Source organism: Paenibacillus foliorum (assembly GCF_013141765.1).
GTDB lineage: Bacteria > Bacillota > Bacilli > Paenibacillales > NBRC-103111 > Paenibacillus_S > Paenibacillus_S foliorum.
In genome coordinates this window covers 12,294-29,406 of the sequence record NZ_WHOD01000119.1, presented here as the reverse complement: position 1 = coordinate 29,406, position 17,113 = coordinate 12,294, and the positions used below count along the sequence as shown (strand labels likewise).

Sequence of the window (17,113 nt, the reverse complement as noted above, 5' to 3'; positions counted from 1 at the left end):
GATGATGGTAGGAGGGATGTCCGATGTGGTACCTTAGCCAAAGGAAAGGGGTAGGCCTCATTCTGGCAGTTCTGCTGGGAGTGGGGCTGCTTGTAGGTTGTCAAAACACAAGCAAAAGCTCGCGTGAAGCGGCAGCACCAAAGCCAACGCAGGAGCAGCTGCAAAGGGTAGGACTGCTGAACCAAGCAGCAGATGATATGTACAGCAAGGTGATGCAAGGAGATTATGCAGGTGGACGAGCTATTCTTCAACAGCTAGGAGTTCAGATTCCGCAAATTAGCTATGAGGGAATAACCTCGGTTGATGGACTGAATGCTTTAACGGAAACGGTAACAGAAGCTAATAAAGTATTTAACTCCGTAAGGTTTTCACCAGAAGAAGGTCAAATTTCAGCAGCCAAAATTCGATTAGCCACAGATGCGCTGACGCATGCAACACAGCCAATGTGGCTTCAGTATTACAAATTACTTCAAGAAGACATGGATCAATTGGAACAAGCAGCCAAAGAGCAAAGGAAGGCCGGAATACAAAAGGGCGTACTGCAATTTGAGCAGCATATCTCCGTTATTCATCCCAGCTTGCTGATAAGTCGTGAATTGGCAGATGTAGATAAGCTGGACTCTCTCGTCAGCTTTGTATCGGGACAAGCTCGTCTTGAGCAAGAGAACTATAAGCAGATTACGAATATATTGCCAACCTTAAGACAGCATATTGACAAGCTATTTATGAAGAAGGAAGCAACAGCATACTTGCCAGTGATTGACCAGCAAAACCCAATTATATGGACATTGGCAATAGGTTCATTCATTATTGCGGCTCTGGCATTCGCAGGTTGGCGTCTGGCCAAAAAGGATAATGGAGTTATACCCGTCAAAAGACAGGATGCAGATTAATTTAGAGGTTCTAAAGAATCACCTTTATCAGTTTACTCAGGCTTAAAGCCTTCACCCAAAACATCATGAACCTCGTTTATTATTATAAACGCATGGGGATCGATGGAACGGGTTAAGTCTTTGAGCCTTTTCATTTCTTGTCGATAGACAACACAATACACAACATTTTTATTCTGTCTCGAGTAACCTCCAATTGCGGGAATGATGGTTGCTCCTCTGTCGGTTTGCTCAGAAATCATCGTAACGAGCTCTTCGGCATGATCGGTAATGATGGTAAATGCGCGCGCCGCATAGGCACCTTCAATGATAATATCGATTACCTTGGTAGTAATGAAAACGGCTACTAAGGTGTACAATATCTTTTCCTTAGGAATAAAAAAAAACGCAGTTCCTATAACTAAGCCATCGAACAAAAGAATGACCTGGCCCATGCTCCAGCCTTTCCACTTTTGGCCAATTCGAGCAATAATATCTGATCCACCGGTCGTCCCTCCATAGCGAAATACAAGCCCCAAACCTATCCCCAATGTTAGCCCAGCGTAAGCTGTGACCAGAAAGTAATCATGCTCTGTACGAAAGGGTACCAGCCATTTATGCTGAATCAACCATTCCATAATCCACAGAAACAATGAAAGAGAAACGGTGCCAATGATGGAATAGAACATGGTCTCTTTCCCTAGAAACTTCCACCCTAACAAAAACAATGGAACGTTAATAACTAAAGTTGAGATTGAAGGAGGGAATTGAAAGATGTAATTGAGGAGTAGGGCGATCCCGGTTATTCCACCTTCCATTAACTCGTTTGAAATGACAAAATAATGCAATCCAAAAGCGTAGATGGCTGTGCCCAGTAATATGGGCAATATAGAATGGAGTCTTTCCAACGAGTGTTTGGTTGACATTGGATGTTCGGCCTCCGAAGTAAATTATTTTTCATTAACTTATATTTTCAACCGCAGGGAACTTCTTCTTTAGTATGCCTTTACTAGTACAAAATAAATTTGTCATCCCTACTTGTTTGCGATAACATGGATAGAGATATCTTTTTTACCAAAAGTGGTAATTGAGGATCAGGATGAACAAGGATAAGGTTGGTGAGATATTCGATATGGCAGAACGTTCATTGCAAGAGCTGCAAAAGGAAGTGGATCAATACATTTCTCAGTTTAAAGAAGGTTATTTTAGTCCACTTGCAATGCTTGCCCGTATGTCGGAAGAGGTTGGGGAATTAGCAAGAGAGGTAAATCACGAGTATGGAGAAAAGCCTAAAAAGGCGACCGAAGCAGATAACTCGATTGAGCTGGAACTAGGTGATATTTTGTTTATTACCATTTGCTTTGCTAATTCTTTGGGTATCGATTTAACTGAGGCCCATGATAAGATAATGCACAAATTTCAAACACGCGATGCTGATCGATGGACTAAAATTAACACCGATAGCTAACAAAATTCATATGTTATACCATCATCTTTGTTATGAGGGAGGATGGGCAGATGGATGGAGAAGAGCAAATTAAGAAGGCATACGAATCGATTTTAATGCATGATTTTGAACAAGCTGTAGAATGGTTCGAGCAGGCAATTGCAATTGCACCTGACAATGCTGCCTACCATTACAAGCTTTCAATCACGTATGCGAGAAGTAATAAACTGAATAAAGCCATTGAGCACGCCAAGGAAGCAGTTAAGCTGGAGCCTGATGAGGAGCATTATCGATTTCATTTCCAGCACTTACAGGCGAAGGAATTGATCCAACAGGCGCAAAATTTTATAGATGAACCTGAGGAGCGGTCTTGGATGGCAGTAACGCTGCTTCGAGAGGCAATTAAGCTTGATTCTTTATCTTCGGATGCTTTCTTGCTATTAGGTCTTGCTTACTCTCGGCTGAAGGAGTATAGTCAAGCCATTCGGGCAATTAAAGAACTGTTGATATTGGATCCTCAGCATGAAATAGGGAATCAATTATTAACAGAATATCAACTAATGCTCAGACAATATATGAACTCTTAATCAAATAATTATTAGTTTAATTGCAGATATTTAGACGAAGGGAACGAAAATCAATATGAGTCAAATTCGAGTGGCAGTAGCAGGAGCAAGCGGTCGTATGGGTCGAGAAGTAGTGAAAATGGTATTGGAGGATGCTGATTTGCAGCTAGTTGCAGCTGTGAACCGTTCATCAGAGCTATCGATAGATGCAGGTCGACTTGTCGGGCTGGAACCATGCGGCGTTATGCTAAGTACGGATCTGGAGCTTGCTCTCGTGGAAGCTAGACCTGATGTATTGGTTGATTTCACGACGCCGCAGTCCGTTGTTTCCAATACAGCATTGGCAATTAAGCATAAAGTACGCCCCGTGATCGGGACTACAGGATTCTCTCCGGAGGATATTGAGAACTTCGATAAACAATGTAAGGAACAAGGCATAGGTGGCATTATCGCTCCCAACTTCTCTATTGGCGCCATTTTAATGATGAAGTTTGCGGCGCAGGCGGCCAAATATTTGCCGAACCTGGAAATCATAGAATATCATGGTGATCAAAAGCTGGATGCGCCATCAGGGACAGCAATTAAAACAGCCGAATTAATAGCTCAGAATCGACAAGAATTACGTCAAGGGAATCCTCGTGAAGAAGAAACAATTGAAGGTTCTCGCGGCGGATTATACAATGGATTTAGAATACATAGCGTACGTTTGCCGGGGGTTTTTGCCCAACAGGAAGTTATATTTGGAGCTTTTGGTCAAACTTTAAAAATTCGTCATGACTCCTATGACCGAGCAGGTTATATGCCAGGCGTTAATGTTGCTGTAAAGAAGGTTATGGAGCTAACAGGAATTGTATACGGCTTCGAGCATTTTATTGACTAATTTATAAAGTCACGAGGACTAGCCTAAGAAAGGCTTTTTGTTCTATGTGCATATCGGGTAAGAATAATAAAGGAGCTCAGAGGGATGTCCATGAAAATTGCATTAATCGCACATGATCGTAAAAAAGAAGAAATGGTAAATTTCGTCATAGCTTATGAGCAGGTATTTAAGCATCATCAATTATACGCTACGGGTACAACGGGTTCTCGAATTATGGACAGTACCGAGCTTCTAGTTCACCGGTATATGTCTGGGCCGCTTGGCGGCGACCAGCAGATTGGAGCTATGGTAGCGACCAATGAGCTGGATTTAATCATTTTCTTACGTGACCCATTAATGGCACAGCCACATGAGCCAGATATTATAGCCTTGCTTCGTTTATGCGATGTTCAGGGGATTCCTGTAGCAACCAATATTGCTACAGCAGAAATATTGGTGAAAGCATTGGATCGCGGAGATTTTGCATGGAGAGAACTCGTACATAAATATAAGCAAGGTGAGACAGAATGAGCGAGCGGCTTGATATTCTTGTTTTCGGAGCGCATCCGGATGATGCGGAAATTGGGATGGGGGGTACCATCTACAAGCACACATCTGCTGGTCTCCGTGTAGGTATTTGCGATCTGACCAAAGCGGAAATGTCCTCTAATGGAACAGTTGTAATCCGTCAGCAAGAAGCGGCTCAGGCTTCCGAGATATTAGGTCTAACTGTTCGTTCAAATCTCGGTCTGCCTGACCGGGGTCTTTGGATGAGTCCTGAATCGATTAAAGAGATAACCCTGGAGATTCGCAAGTACAAACCGCGGATTGTTTTTGCGCCTTATTGGGAGGATCGGCATCCTGATCACATCGCATGCAGCAAGCTCGTTCAGGAAGCTGTCTTTAATTCAAAGCTTCGCCGCTACGAATCCGAGACAGAAGCTCATACAGTGGAACAAGTTTACTTTTATTTTATCAATGATATTTATGAATCCGATTTATTAGTTGATATAACGGGAACGCATGATGTGAAGATGCAAGCTTTGAAGGCGTATAGAACTCAGTTCGAAGCGGTGGGCGCGGCTAATGACTTTGTAGTTACACCCTTAAATCAAGGTTATCTGGAACGAGTGGAAGCTAAGGATAGAATGCTAGGACAGAAGCATATGCTCCCATACGCAGAAGGTTTTGTAAGCAAGCTTCCCTATTTGATTAATCTTTTCTAATCCATAGCCGAAAATAAGGCTTGTAATAAGTTTACAGACGAAAACCCTAAGGAGGGAGCCCAATGAAAGAACGATTAAAAATCGGCATAACCTGTTATCCAACCCTTGGCGGCTCTGGAGTTGTAGCGACGGAATTGGGCAAGCTGCTTGCGGAAAAAGGACATGAGGTTCATTTTATAACGCACAGTATGCCCTTCCGTTTAGGTAAATTTGATAAAAATATTTTTTATCATGAAGTTGAAGTGAATGACTATTATGTATTTAAATATCCTCCCTATGATTTATCACTTGCTAGTAAGCTTGCACAGGTTGCTCAGCTGGAGGAGCTTGATTTACTTCATGTACATTATGCGATCCCCCATGCAGTATGTGCAATTTTAGCCAAGCAAATGGTTGGCGATCGATTGAAAGTAGTAACGACGCTGCATGGTACGGATATTACCGTTCTCGCACAGGATGAATCTTTAAGCGATTTGATCCGTTTTGCCATTAATAAAAGCGATGCAGTTACAGCCGTTTCGAAGGATTTAATTAATGAAACTCGTAGTCTGTTAGATATTGATAAGCCGATCGATTTATCTTATAACTTTGTTGATAAAAGGGTGTACTACCCTCGGGAAATTACCGCACTGCGTAAGGAATTTGCTCACCCTGATGAGAAGATTTTGATACATATTTCCAACTTTAGGCCAGTTAAACGGGTTACAGATGTGGTTGAAATTTTTGACCGTGTAAGTAAAGATGTCCCGTCTAGGCTGTTGTTTGTGGGTGAAGGCCCTGAGCTGTCCAAGGTGCTTTGCAAAGTTAAAGAGAAGGGGTTGCTCGATCGGGTGACTTTCTGTGGCAAACAGGACGATGTGGCTCAATTGTTATCTTTGTCCGATGTTATGCTTTTACCTTCTGAGAAGGAAAGCTTTGGCTTGGTTGCTCTGGAAGCTATGGCATGCGGAGTTCCAACTGTAGCATCTGACGCAGGCGGCATTCCTGAATTGATTACTCATGGGGAAAGTGGCTTTTTAGCAGAAATCGGTGATGTGGATCAGATGGCTCATTATACGAAAATGTTATTAACAGATGCAGCCTTATATGAAAAAATGACTGAGGCATGCTTGCACCGTGCTCGGTTCACATTCTGTAATGACGTTATTACACGCCAATATGAAGAGATATATTACCGCGTGCTAGGGTTGCCTTTGCCTGAAGAACTTAAATTAAAACCATTGAATTGTTAAAAAGGTGATGGTTATGACGCAGGACCTGGAAAGAAAAGCGAAAAAAGTGATACGAAAGCTGTTGGAACATGGCTATGAAGCATATATGGTGGGCGGTTGTGTTCGGGATAAGCAGTTAAATCGACCGGTAAAGGATTACGATATCGCCACAGCAGCTAAACCGGAGCAGGTACAGCAATTATTTCAACGAACCATTCCAACGGGACTTCAACACGGAACGGTGTCCGTTAGGATGGATGATTGCTTGTTTGAAGTAACTACATTCCGTACGGAGTCGGGCTATGAGGATTTTCGCCATCCAACCGAGGTTCAATTTATCGATAGCTTGTATGAGGATTTACGCCGTCGTGATTTTACTATGAATGCGATGGCATTGGATATTGATGGCCATTTAATTGATCCCTTCGATGGGGTTAACGATATGAAGAAGAACCTGCTGCGTTGTGTGGGTGATGCGAATGAAAGATTTCAAGAGGATGCCTTGAGGATGCTTCGCTGCATTCGGTTCGCGTCGCAATATGGTCTTGAGATCGAAAATCAAACGTGGCTCGCACTGCTTAAGCAAGCGCCGCTGCTAGAACATATTGCCATGGAACGTGTACGTATGGAGCTGGAGCGTATGATTGCTGAAGCAGCTCCTGCTCACGCAGTCCAACTGCTCGAGGGCAGCCGGCTTCTCGATTATGTCAAACAGAGTCTAAGGCTGGCTGATTTGAACCAGGAGAAGCTCTCTGGAGACTGGAGCACCCTCAATGATCCGCTTCTCAAATGGGCCTATCTGTATTTGTCCATGGGGGTCAGTGCTGCTGAAACGGAACAAGAGCTAAGAGCGCTGACTTTTTCTAAGCAGCAGGTTGAGCAGGTGCGACAGGTAATAGCTGCAGCACATGAGCTGAGCCGTCAGCTTGCTTTAGAACCCAATGAGGATGGTTTGCAGCAAGCTTGGAAGCTAACGGTGATTTCATACGGACAGGAATCGATAGTTGGGCTGCATCAAATTCTCCAAGCTTCACCTGGGGTGCTTACCGAATTGGGTGTAGCTGATAAATGGAGCAAGAGTTTAATTACTTGCGGATTGACCTGGTTGAAAGATATGCCCGTACACAGCTTAGAAGAGCTTGACTTGGGCGGGCGTGAGCTTCTTGCTCGTCTATCCAAACCGGCTGGTCCTTGGGTATCTAAAGTGCTCGCCCACTTGCTCCGTGAAACAGCGCTGAAACGATTGGCCAATGAGAGTGATTTATTGTTAGCTGAAGCTGAACGTTTCTATGAAAGCATCATTCAGCAGGAAAGTGGTGCACATGAACATAAGTGAACAATTGGTGCGGCTCTTTGAGGAGAAAGAGGGAGCTTTCGTATCAGGCGAAGAGTTAAGCTCCACCTTGCAATGCAGCCGTACAGCGATTTGGAAGCATGTTGAAAAGCTCCGTAGTGCAGGTTATGTTTTTGAAGCGGTATCGCGTAAAGGTTATCGTCTCGTTGAAAAACCGGATAAACTGGAGCTTATCTCGATTGAAAAGCAATTAAAGACCAAGGTGTTCGGACGCAACATCCATTATTATGAACAGTTAGGTTCAACACAAACGAAAGCCCATGAGTTAGCACGACAAGGAGCAGAGGAGGGAACACTGGTCATTGCCGAGCAGCAAACAGAAGGGCGAGGTAGAATGGGCCGTAAATGGCATTCCCCCAAAGGAAAGGGTATTTGGACGAGTATGATCCTGAAACCCCGAATTCCGCTTCAGTTCGCCCCTCAGCTAACTTTATTGATAGCTGTTGCCTTGTGCCGTGCAATTCGTCAGGTTACTTCGCTTCCTGCTGGAATTAAGTGGCCGAATGATTTATTAATTGATGGAAAGAAAATCAGCGGCATTCTCTCCGAATCCATTGCAGAGGACGAGAAGCCTCTGTATGTAATCGTGGGAGTAGGTATAAGCGCTAACTTAGGCGAGGATGATTATTCGGAAGAGCTTAAAGCAATAGCAACCTCACTACAGATCGAGTCCGGCCATGTTGTTGACCGTACAGAGCTGTTATGCCGGTTTTTGGAGGAGTTGGAGACACTTTACGAGTTGTTTCATAGTCAAGGATTCGGACCTATCAAACTGCTGTGGGAGGCACTTAGCGTATCTCTGAACCGTAAGGTGCGTAATCAATCAACGCAAGGGCTGGTAGAAGGTATTGCTATTAGCCTGGATGACTCTGGGGCCTTAATCGTGCAATTGGAGGATGGTTCATTAACCAAGTGGTATTCAGGCACGATTCAATTTATCCCACTATCGTCAGAATAAAAAGTTTGGTATAATAAGGTTACATCTGAGGTGGTATCCGCTAGGAACTGCACTCGAATGTAACTTTATTTATCTGATTTATTCGAATTTGCACGAACTTAATACGACCCATGCTTGTAAGTATGTCGGATTCTGCTCTGAGCCTAACGGACCGAGACAGAAGGATCATATGATTTTTTTAACATGTGAACCTTTTCGCTCCTAGGGGCTAAAAGGTTTTTTTTGTTCATACTAAGAGCACAACTAAACATTAGAAAGGCTGGTGCATGAATGGAACAGCGCAAAGCGGCCACGACCGCCAAGTTAAGAAGAATGAAGGAAACCGGCAATCCCATCTCCGTTATTACAGCTTATGACTATCCTTCAGCCATGTTAGCAGAGGAAGCGGGAGTTGATGCTATATTGGTCGGGGATTCATTAGGAAATGTTGTGCTAGGCTATGACTCGACTATTCCGGTTACGCTCGATGATATGATTTACCATACACGTTCAGTAGTAAGAGCGGCTCAGTCAACTTTTATTATTACGGATATGCCCTTTATGACTTATCATGGCAGTATCGATCAGACTTTACACAACGCGGCGCGTATTATGCAGGAGGGTTTGGCGAAGTCAATTAAAATGGAAGGTGGACGCGAAATTGCTGATGCCGTAAGAGCCTGTACAATGGCAGGAATACCGGTAATGGGTCATCTTGGCTTAACTCCACAATCGATTCATCAAATAGGCGGCTACAAAATCCAGGGTAAAAATTCAGCGCAAGCACAGCAGCTGCTTGATGATGCAAAAGCATTAGAACAGGCAGGAGCTTACGCAATAGTACTGGAGTTGGTTACAGAGCAGCTAGCCGCGCACATTACGGAGCAGCTGTCGATCCCTACCATCGGAATTGGTGCAGGACCGCGCTGTGATGGGCAGGTGCTTGTTTTTCATGATGCACTTGGCTATGGCTCTGATTTGGCGCCCAAACGGTTCGTTAAAACCTATGCGGATGCCGGCAGCTTAATTAGAAACGGCTTAAAGCAATATGTCAATGAGGTGAAGAGCCGTACCTTTCCAACAAAGGAGCATGCGTTCCTAATGGAGGATGAGGTTGCAGGGGCTTTATATGGCAGCGCTAAGAAATAGGAGGATCCTACTATGCAAACTATCCATAACATTAATGAACTTCGCGCGGCAGTTAAACAAGCAAAAATTAACCATCCCGGTATAAGAATCGGGTTTGTTCCAACAATGGGATTTCTTCATAAAGGACATGCCAGCCTACTGGAAGCAGCTCGCAGACAATGCGATTTGGTTATTTTAAGTATCTTTGTCAATCCACTTCAGTTTGGTCCAAATGAGGATTTTGATAAATATCCTCGCAATGAAGAGGGGGATCTTGCTGTAGCAAAAGCAGTGGGAACGGATATCGTATTTTTACCATCAGTTGACGAAATGTACCCGCAGCCAACTAAAACCATCATTACGGTGTCCCAGATAACGGATAGGCTATGTGGAGCATCGCGTCCAGGACATTTTGATGGAGTGGGGACTATTGTTAGTAAATTGTTTAATATCGTTCAGCCTGATGCAGCATACTTTGGTCTGAAGGATGCACAGCAAATTGCTGTCATTAATCAGATGGTGAACGATTTAAATATGCCAGTAGAGATTGTGCCGTGTCCCATTCTAAGAGAGAGCGACGGCTTGGCTATGAGCTCCCGCAATGTTTATTTGCTGCCTGAGGAACGTGAGCAGGCACTAGTACTTTCGGCTTCGTTAAAGCTGGCTGAAGGTTTGATTCGTGAACAAAACGGTGAAGTGGATGTGATGTCGCTTATAGAGACCCTATCCCAAACTATACGGCAAGCGCCGCTAGCTGTTATTGATTATGTGGAGATATTAGCCTACCCTTCTTTGGAAACTGTAAGCAGCTTGAAAGATACGGAGCAGATTATTATAGCCTTGGCGGTAAAATTCGGCAAAACACGTTTAATAGACAATGTAATTATTCGTCTTAAATAAGCATAAGGAAAAAGTTTTCTTGCGAAAACTACTAAAAGTAACACTTACGAAGAAAGTTTTCAAATGAAAACTCTAGGGAGGAAATTCTATGTTCAGAACGATGCTTAAATCCAAAATCCACCGCGCTACAGTAACGGAGGCTAACCTTAATTATGTAGGTAGTATTACCATTGATGAGGACCTCATTGATATGATAGATATGCTGCCTAATGAAAAAGTCCAGATTGTCAATAATAACAATGGTGCTAGGTTTGAGACCTACGTTATACCAGGCCCGCGCGGTTCAGGCGTTATTTGTTTAAATGGTGCTGCAGCCAGAATGGTTCATGTTGGAGATACGGTTATTATTTTATCTTACGTGATGATGACAGATGAAGAAGCAAGAAAGCATCATCCTCAAATCGCAATTATGGGTGAAAACAACCGAGTCATAAGCGTTCTAAAAGAAGAAATTCATTCCACTGTTATGTAACGCATGAAAAAGGCCGATGAAACAAAAAATGAAAGTATGCTCAACGTTAAGGTGGGATGCAATCATCATGTTCAAACAACTATTTGCCTCCATGAATGAAATGCTCGACGAAGTGAATGACCAGTTCGCAGATGCGTCTGGCTCCCAAAGAAAAGAGCTTCAAGATAAGCTCCACACGTTGAAGGCAATGAGCGACACCTATATTGAAGAGTGGCTTTTATTTGAAGAAAAGCTCGCGGCCTTTTATCAGCTGCATCAGCCTGTGTCAGTAAATGATTTACTGGATCCGGAATTGGCGGGAAAACGTTCAGATGCTTTTTTAAAAGGGCAGGGCTTTTATAAGCTCTTAATGTATGAGGAAGCAATTCGAGAATTTAGAGCTATTGTGAAAAAGCAGCCTGAATTTACTTTGGCGCGCATCTATTTGGCCATGAGCTATTTGCAAAAGGGCGAGATATCTGAAAGCTATAACCAGTTCCATTTTCTATCCCAAGTAACGGAAAACAATCGAATGAGAGCTATTTCCTATAGCGCTATGGGATGTATTCAAATTCAATATCAGAATATGGAAAAAGCATTTGAATATTTCGCAATGGCACATCATTCGGATCCATCCAGTGTCGAACCACTTGTAGATATGGGATTATGCTCTGAAATCAAAGGCAAGCTCTATTTTCTACAGCATCCTACAAGAAACTAGCTGATTATTATTAGTTTCTTGTAATAAGTTTACTATTCCCTTTTCCCATGAGTATTGGTATGCTTAGAAAGAAATTGGGAATGAAGGGATTGACATAAGAGTAATGAAATTCGCGGTTTTGGATTTTGAAACGACCGGGAGCCAGTCTACGGATCGCATTATTCAGGTTGGCCTCGTCATTATACAGGATGATTACATCATTGACAGGTATACCTCCTTGGTAAATCCCGGGATCGGTATACCTTCTTCTATTACTGCCCTGACTGGAATTGATGACAGCATGGTTGCTGGCGCACCAGAACTTAATAGCGTCATGGGAAATATGGTGCCTTTACTCCAAGATTGTGTTTTGGTTGGTCATAATATTGCCTTTGATTTAGCTTTTTTACAACGAGCTCTTGATGAAGAAGGCTATTTCCCTTTTGACGGCAAGGTGCTAGACACCATGGATACTCTAAAGGTACTTTACCCATCGTTATCAACCCTACAGCTTAGTATGGTCTGCCATGCTTTTGGTATTGAGCATGAACGACCGCATCAAGCTGACAGTGATGCTGAAGTGACAGCTTTAATATGGATTAAGTGTCTTCAAAGATTCCAAGCTTTGCCTTTATTAACTCTTCAAAGGTTATCTTTGATCTTTGACGAAGTAACTACAGATTTCGGCTGGTTCATACAAGAGATGAAAGCGTATAAGGAAATGTTCACAAGCATAGATTCTGATACAGCACGCTATTTTCGACAATTTGCAATTAATGTTGAAGATTGGGGGGAAGAGGAACCCATTCGCGGTGAGCAGGATGTAAAGGTTTTGCCTGATACTTTTGCGTTATTTTACGATGACTTGAAGAAAGCATTGAAGCAGCGTTTTGAGTCTTATGAGGATCGCGAAGCACAGGTTCGTATGCTTGAAGAAGTGGAGTCTGCTTTTCAGCAAGGGCAGCATCTCATGATTGAAGCTGGTACTGGTACGGGTAAATCGCTGGGTTATTTAATTCCATCTCTGTATTATGGGCTTAAACAAGATAAGAAAATTATAGTAAGTACCCATACAATCAACCTGCAGGAGCAGATTCGTGAAAGAGATATTCCACTGCTGGAGGATTTATTTCCTGTAGGCTTTCAGGCCGCCGTACTAAAAGGCAGAAGCCATTACTTATGTTTACGCAAATTTGAGCATAAGATGAATGTTCAGGACTTTGAGAACGGCAAGGATGATCGGTTATCGGCGGGACAAATGTTGGTTTGGCTTAGTGAAACGAAGCATGGAGACGATGAAGAGCTGCATTTTGGAAATAAGGGTGTGCAGTTTTGGCATTCTGTAGCAAGTGACACGGATTCCTGTTTAAATAGGGCTTGTCCCTGGTTTAAGAAATGCTTCTATCATCGTGCGCGTCATCAATCCAACACTGCCGATGTAATTATTACGAATCACTCTTTGTTATTTACGGACATGAAAGCGGAAAACAGACTTCTACCTAGCTATAAGCATCTTGTTATTGATGAAGCGCATCATTTTGAAGAGGTAGCTAGCAAGCATTTGGGAATAGAGCTTTATTACGGAGCTTTTTTGAGTACGCTTTGGTGGTTGTTCAAGGACAGCAGAAGTGGTCAATTGTCGCTGCTTCGGTTAAAGCTTCAGAAGCATGAGAAGGAGCAAACACAGAAATGGTGTCAAACGATTGATGAAGTAACGCCTAAACTGCTGCAAATTAAAGAGGAATGGGACGAACTTGCTGAGCTATTGTATCAATTGGTAATTACTCGCTCGGATCCATCACAAACCGATGCTGGCCAGCTAGTATACCGAATTAAAAAAGACGAAGCGCCTAATGGTTGGGACAAATTATTAGTGCTGGAAGACAATATATTTATTCATATGAACGAAGTATTAAAAAAGTTGGAAAAGCTGTTTAACGAAATGAAAGAAATTCAAGATGAATTAGACATCCAAGGATTATTAACCGATCTGAACGGAACACTTAAGGAAATGTACCGTCATCGTGATAATTTACATTTTTTCATGACTATGCCCGATGATAATTATGTGTATTGGATAGAGGCAGGAAACGGTAAAAGTAAGTCTCTTCAGCTGGTTAGTGTGCCTATTGATGTAAGCTCTATGCTGCAGCAATTTTTCTTCGGTATAAAGGATAGTGTTATTATGACCTCAGCGACATTGTCGGTGGGCAAATCCTTTGATTATACCTGCGAGCAATTGGGTCTGGAAACTAAGGAAGATGACGGTAAGCTGAAGACAGTTCAGCTTCCATCTCCATTCAACTATCGGCAGCAAGCACTTGTCGCCATTCCAAGAGATTTTCCGAGCATTCGCGGCAATAACGGTGAGAAAGTGTTCATGGAGCATTTGAGTATGTCATTAGCAGAGGTAGCTTTAGAAACGAAGGGACGTATGCTGGTATTATTTACTTCGAACAGGATGCTAAAACTGGCACATACGGCCTTGAAAGATAAGCTAAGTCCTTTCGGCATCCAAGTGCTTGGGCAGGGTGTAGATAGCAGTAATCGCAGCAAGCTGACAAGGCTTTTTCAAAGCAGTCCCGCTAGTATTTTGCTTGGAACGAGCAGCTTTTGGGAAGGGGTGGATATTCCTGGGGAAGCATTGAGCTGTCTGGCTATTGTAAGGCTGCCATTCCAACCTCCTAACCATCCATTAGTTGAGGCCAAAACTGAGAATTTGAAAAAGCTAGGCCATAATCCTTTTATGAAGCTATCGGTGCCTCAAGCGGTCATTCGCTTCAAGCAAGGCTTTGGTCGTCTCGTAAGAACGGCAAAAGATAGAGGTATCGTTATCATATACGACACGAGGGTAATTGATACGACGTATGGCAAGTACTTTCTATATTCTCTGCCTGGTCCCAAAATTGAACATATGCCTACTAGTCAATTAGTTCCAAGAATTAAGCAGTGGATGGAGGAAAGCGATATATGAAAACATTGAAAATATCGGAAGCAGTCGTACGAAGACTGCCGATTTATTTACGCTTTCTTAACGAGCTGAGCAAGAAAAATGTGCATACTGTTTCTTCACAGGATCTTGGTATAAAGCTTGATTTAAATCCAGCTCAAATACGTAAGGATCTTGCCTATTTCGGTGAATTCGGTAAAAAGGGCATTGGTTATGATGTGGATTATTTGATTGAGAAAATTCGTCAAATTCTTAAGATTGATAAGGTTATTCCGGTTGTATTGGTTGGTGCAGGGAACTTAGGGCGTGCACTCTGCAATTATAATGCCTATCTTAAGGATAATATGAAAATTGTCGCTATATTTGATGAGATGGCAAGCAAAGTAGGGGAGTCAATCAATCATTTGAAGGTAAAACCAATGAGCGAGCTGAAGGAAACGATTCAGGGCTTGAACATACGAATAGGGATTATAACGGTACCAGCAGCGGAAGCGCAGAATGTTGCAAATCAGTTTGTTGAAGGCGGGGTAGAAGCTATCTTGAATTTTGCTCCGATTATAATAAAAGTTCCTAGCGAGGTTCGAATACATCATGCTGACTTCACTACCGAGCTGCAAAGCTTGGCGTACTATTTGGATGAATAGCCCTTACTCCTATCTGTTTCCTTCACACATACGTACGGTTCGCATAAAAAAAAGATCGTCAGGAGTTTCCTGACGATCTTTTTTATCGTTTTATTATTTTAGAAGAATAGATACACAACTTTGAAAAGTAGAAAAGCAACAACCATACTAATTGGAATTGTAATGATCCAGGTCATAACCATTTTCGTAACAGTAGCCCATTTCACATCATGGAATCTCATAACAGAGCCGGTACCAATAATGGAGGATGAGATTACGTGAGTGGTGGATAATGGCATTCCCATGTAGGTAGACACTTGGATTACTATCGATGAGTTTAGATCGGAAGCGAAGCCGTTTATGGGTTCGATCTTGATCAGCTTTTTACTCATTGTTTTAATGATGCGCATGCCACCAATCGATGTACCTAGTCCCATAGCAATTGCTGCGCCTGCTTTAACCCAAAGCGGGACATCCATAGTTGTTTGATAATTTAGCGTGACAAGGGCGAATACCATGATTCCCATAGCCTTCTGAGCGTCGTTCATTCCATGTGAAAGGGAAAGTAAACCTGCTGAAATAATTTGAAAAAATCGGAAGGTTCTATTTAGCTTGGATCGTGAATGATTACCGCCTACTATGATAAGCTGACGAATAATCCACATGATGATAAAACCAGTTCCAAAAGCTACTATTGGCGATAAGACCAGAATAATAATGATTTCTTTAAAACCGCCCCAATTAAGCGCTGCTGTTCCTGCTCCTGCAATAACACTGCCAGCTAAAGACCCGATCAAGGTATGGGAGGAAGAAGAAGGGATTCCAAAATACCAAGTAACCAGATTCCAAATAATGGCAGACAAAAGTGCAGCAATTAATATTGGCACTCCATTTGCGATTTCGGCCGGATTTGCTACTTTACCGCCGACAGTTTTGGCAACCTCTGAAGACAAAAATGCGCCAATGAAATTCAAAACTGCCGCATAGAAAACAGCAACTCTTGGAGTCAACGCCCGGGTAGAAATTGAGGTGGCGATGGCATTGGCTGTATCGTGGAAGCCGTTAATGAAGTCAAACAGCAGCGCCAGTCCAACAATGATCAACAATAAGGTTAACATAGTATCCTCCTACCAAATATGGACGCTGCTTACGAATAACGCAATACTACGCTTTCCAATATGTTTGCAACGTCTTCACATGCATCCGTTGTTTGCTCCATACGTTCATAAAGCTCTTTCAGTTTAAAATCATGATACGGATCCTTAGGATTAAGAAATATTTCTCTGATGCCTTCCCTCATAAGACGATCGGCTTCGTTTTCTAGACTGTTTATTTGAACTGTGTGCTCCGTCATTTGCATATATTTCTTTTTGGCAAGCAGCTTGAATGCATCGAGAATATGCTGACAGCTGGCAACAATGACTGCTGAAAATTCCTTCATATATTTATCGCTCTCCGAAATGTTCAAATAATCGAAACGAGCGATGGTTGCTTCAATGCCGTCAATTACGTCATCTACCTTGGATGCAAGCTCCATAATATCTTCACGATCCAGAGGTGTGATAAATACTTTGTTAAGCCCTTTAAAAATTTGATGTGTAATTTGATCCCCTTTATGCTCCAAATCCTTCAACTGCGGGTAAAATGTAGCCGGCGGTTGATCCCCCATAATGGCGTTCCGGAACATTTGTGCGGCATGAAGCGTATTTTCCGATGCTTTGATTAGCAGCAGCAAAAAGTCAGTGTCATTTTTTTTTGCAAAAAGCATGAAGCAGCCTCCTAGATTTTGTGTTTTAACAATAAATTAACAATTTACGTAGTAATATGTAGAATTTTGCCGAGAAAAATTAACACAAAATTAAAAATAACACAATAGACAGATGGATTGCAAT

The 17,113-nt window shown here is 42.6% G+C and carries 18 protein-coding genes; 15 read left to right on the top strand and 3 right to left on the bottom strand.

Annotated elements, in window-relative coordinates; all coding sequences use genetic code 11:
- The first annotated feature begins 23 nt into the window (after positions 1-23).
- Positions 24-893, top strand: a complete 870-nt coding sequence (locus GC093_RS30855; protein ID WP_216624941.1) for a sporulation protein YpjB — start codon at positions 24-26, stop codon at positions 891-893.
- A 32-nt stretch (positions 894-925) separates the two neighbouring features.
- Here GC093_RS30855 and GC093_RS30850 read toward each other — a convergent pair whose 3' ends face one another.
- Positions 926-1,795, bottom strand: a complete 870-nt coding sequence (locus tag GC093_RS30850; protein WP_171655787.1) for a YitT family protein — start codon at positions 1,793-1,795, stop codon at positions 926-928.
- Between the two features lie 206 nt (positions 1,796-2,001).
- Here GC093_RS30850 and GC093_RS30845 point away from each other — a divergent pair, with 206 nt between their 5' ends.
- The 14 genes from GC093_RS30845 (at position 2,002) to GC093_RS30780 (ending at position 15,242) form a co-directional block, all read left to right on the top strand.
- Positions 2,002-2,337 (top strand): nucleotide pyrophosphohydrolase, encoded by a 336-nt coding sequence (locus tag GC093_RS30845; protein WP_171655937.1) that lies wholly within the window; start codon positions 2,002-2,004, stop codon positions 2,335-2,337.
- Between the two features lie 50 nt (positions 2,338-2,387).
- A complete protein-coding gene (locus tag GC093_RS30840) occupies positions 2,388-2,903 on the top strand; it encodes a tetratricopeptide repeat protein (protein ID WP_171655786.1) in 516 nt (171 codons plus the stop codon).
- Positions 2,904-2,958: 55 nt separating this feature from the next.
- Positions 2,959-3,762, top strand: a complete 804-nt coding sequence (gene dapB / locus GC093_RS30835; protein WP_171655785.1) for a 4-hydroxy-tetrahydrodipicolinate reductase — start codon at positions 2,959-2,961, stop codon at positions 3,760-3,762.
- A gap of 84 nt (positions 3,763-3,846) precedes the next feature.
- Positions 3,847-4,272, top strand: coding sequence for a methylglyoxal synthase (gene mgsA / locus GC093_RS30830; RefSeq protein WP_171655784.1), 426 nt, complete (start codon positions 3,847-3,849; stop codon positions 4,270-4,272).
- Positions 4,269-4,967 carry a bacillithiol biosynthesis deacetylase BshB1 gene (gene bshB1, locus GC093_RS30825; RefSeq protein WP_171655783.1) on the top strand — a complete coding sequence of 233 codons (699 nt, stop codon included), beginning with the start codon at positions 4,269-4,271 and terminating at the stop codon, positions 4,965-4,967. The genes mgsA and bshB1 overlap by 4 nt, the downstream gene beginning before the upstream one ends.
- 62 nt (positions 4,968-5,029) lie before the next feature.
- A complete protein-coding gene (gene bshA, locus GC093_RS30820) occupies positions 5,030-6,199 on the top strand; it encodes an N-acetyl-alpha-D-glucosaminyl L-malate synthase BshA (RefSeq protein WP_171655782.1) in 1,170 nt (389 codons plus the stop codon).
- Between the two features lie 13 nt (positions 6,200-6,212).
- The gene (locus GC093_RS30815; RefSeq protein ID WP_171655781.1) at positions 6,213-7,514 is read left to right on the top strand and encodes a CCA tRNA nucleotidyltransferase; all 1,302 of its coding nucleotides are present in this window, start codon (positions 6,213-6,215) and stop codon (positions 7,512-7,514) included.
- Entirely contained in the window at positions 7,501-8,490 is a 990-nt protein-coding gene (locus GC093_RS30810; RefSeq protein ID WP_171655780.1) for a biotin--[acetyl-CoA-carboxylase] ligase, read from the top strand. Before GC093_RS30815 ends, GC093_RS30810 begins: the two co-directional genes overlap by 14 nt.
- A 270-nt stretch (positions 8,491-8,760) precedes the next feature.
- The gene (gene panB, locus GC093_RS30805; protein ID WP_171655779.1) at positions 8,761-9,618 is read left to right on the top strand and encodes a 3-methyl-2-oxobutanoate hydroxymethyltransferase; all 858 of its coding nucleotides are present in this window, start codon (positions 8,761-8,763) and stop codon (positions 9,616-9,618) included.
- Between the two features lie 12 nt (positions 9,619-9,630).
- Positions 9,631-10,497, top strand: a complete 867-nt coding sequence (panC, locus tag GC093_RS30800; RefSeq protein WP_171655778.1) for a pantoate--beta-alanine ligase — start codon at positions 9,631-9,633, stop codon at positions 10,495-10,497.
- 88 nt (positions 10,498-10,585) lie between these two features.
- Positions 10,586-10,969, top strand: coding sequence for an aspartate 1-decarboxylase (panD, locus tag GC093_RS30795; protein ID WP_171655777.1), 384 nt, complete (start codon positions 10,586-10,588; stop codon positions 10,967-10,969).
- Between the two features lie 67 nt (positions 10,970-11,036).
- Positions 11,037-11,669, top strand: a complete 633-nt coding sequence (locus GC093_RS30790; protein WP_171655776.1) for a tetratricopeptide repeat protein — start codon at positions 11,037-11,039, stop codon at positions 11,667-11,669.
- Positions 11,670-11,772: 103 nt separating this feature from the next.
- Positions 11,773-14,622, top strand: a complete 2,850-nt coding sequence (locus GC093_RS30785) for an ATP-dependent DNA helicase DinG, 3'-5' exoribonuclease type (RefSeq protein ID WP_171655775.1) — start codon at positions 11,773-11,775, stop codon at positions 14,620-14,622.
- Positions 14,619-15,242, top strand: coding sequence for a redox-sensing transcriptional repressor Rex (locus GC093_RS30780; RefSeq protein WP_171655774.1), 624 nt, complete (start codon positions 14,619-14,621; stop codon positions 15,240-15,242). Before GC093_RS30785 ends, GC093_RS30780 begins: the two co-directional genes overlap by 4 nt.
- A 98-nt stretch (positions 15,243-15,340) precedes the next feature.
- Here the strand turns inward: GC093_RS30780 and GC093_RS30775 are convergent, their stop codons facing one another.
- Both GC093_RS30775 and GC093_RS30770 read right to left on the bottom strand, forming a co-directional pair.
- On the bottom strand, positions 15,341-16,339 hold the full coding sequence (locus GC093_RS30775; RefSeq protein WP_171655773.1) for an inorganic phosphate transporter: 999 nt from the start codon (positions 16,337-16,339) through the stop codon (positions 15,341-15,343).
- A 29-nt stretch (positions 16,340-16,368) separates the two neighbouring features.
- The gene (locus GC093_RS30770; protein WP_171655772.1) at positions 16,369-16,989 is read right to left on the bottom strand and encodes a DUF47 domain-containing protein; all 621 of its coding nucleotides are present in this window, start codon (positions 16,987-16,989) and stop codon (positions 16,369-16,371) included.
- Positions 16,990-17,113 lie beyond the last annotated feature (124 nt).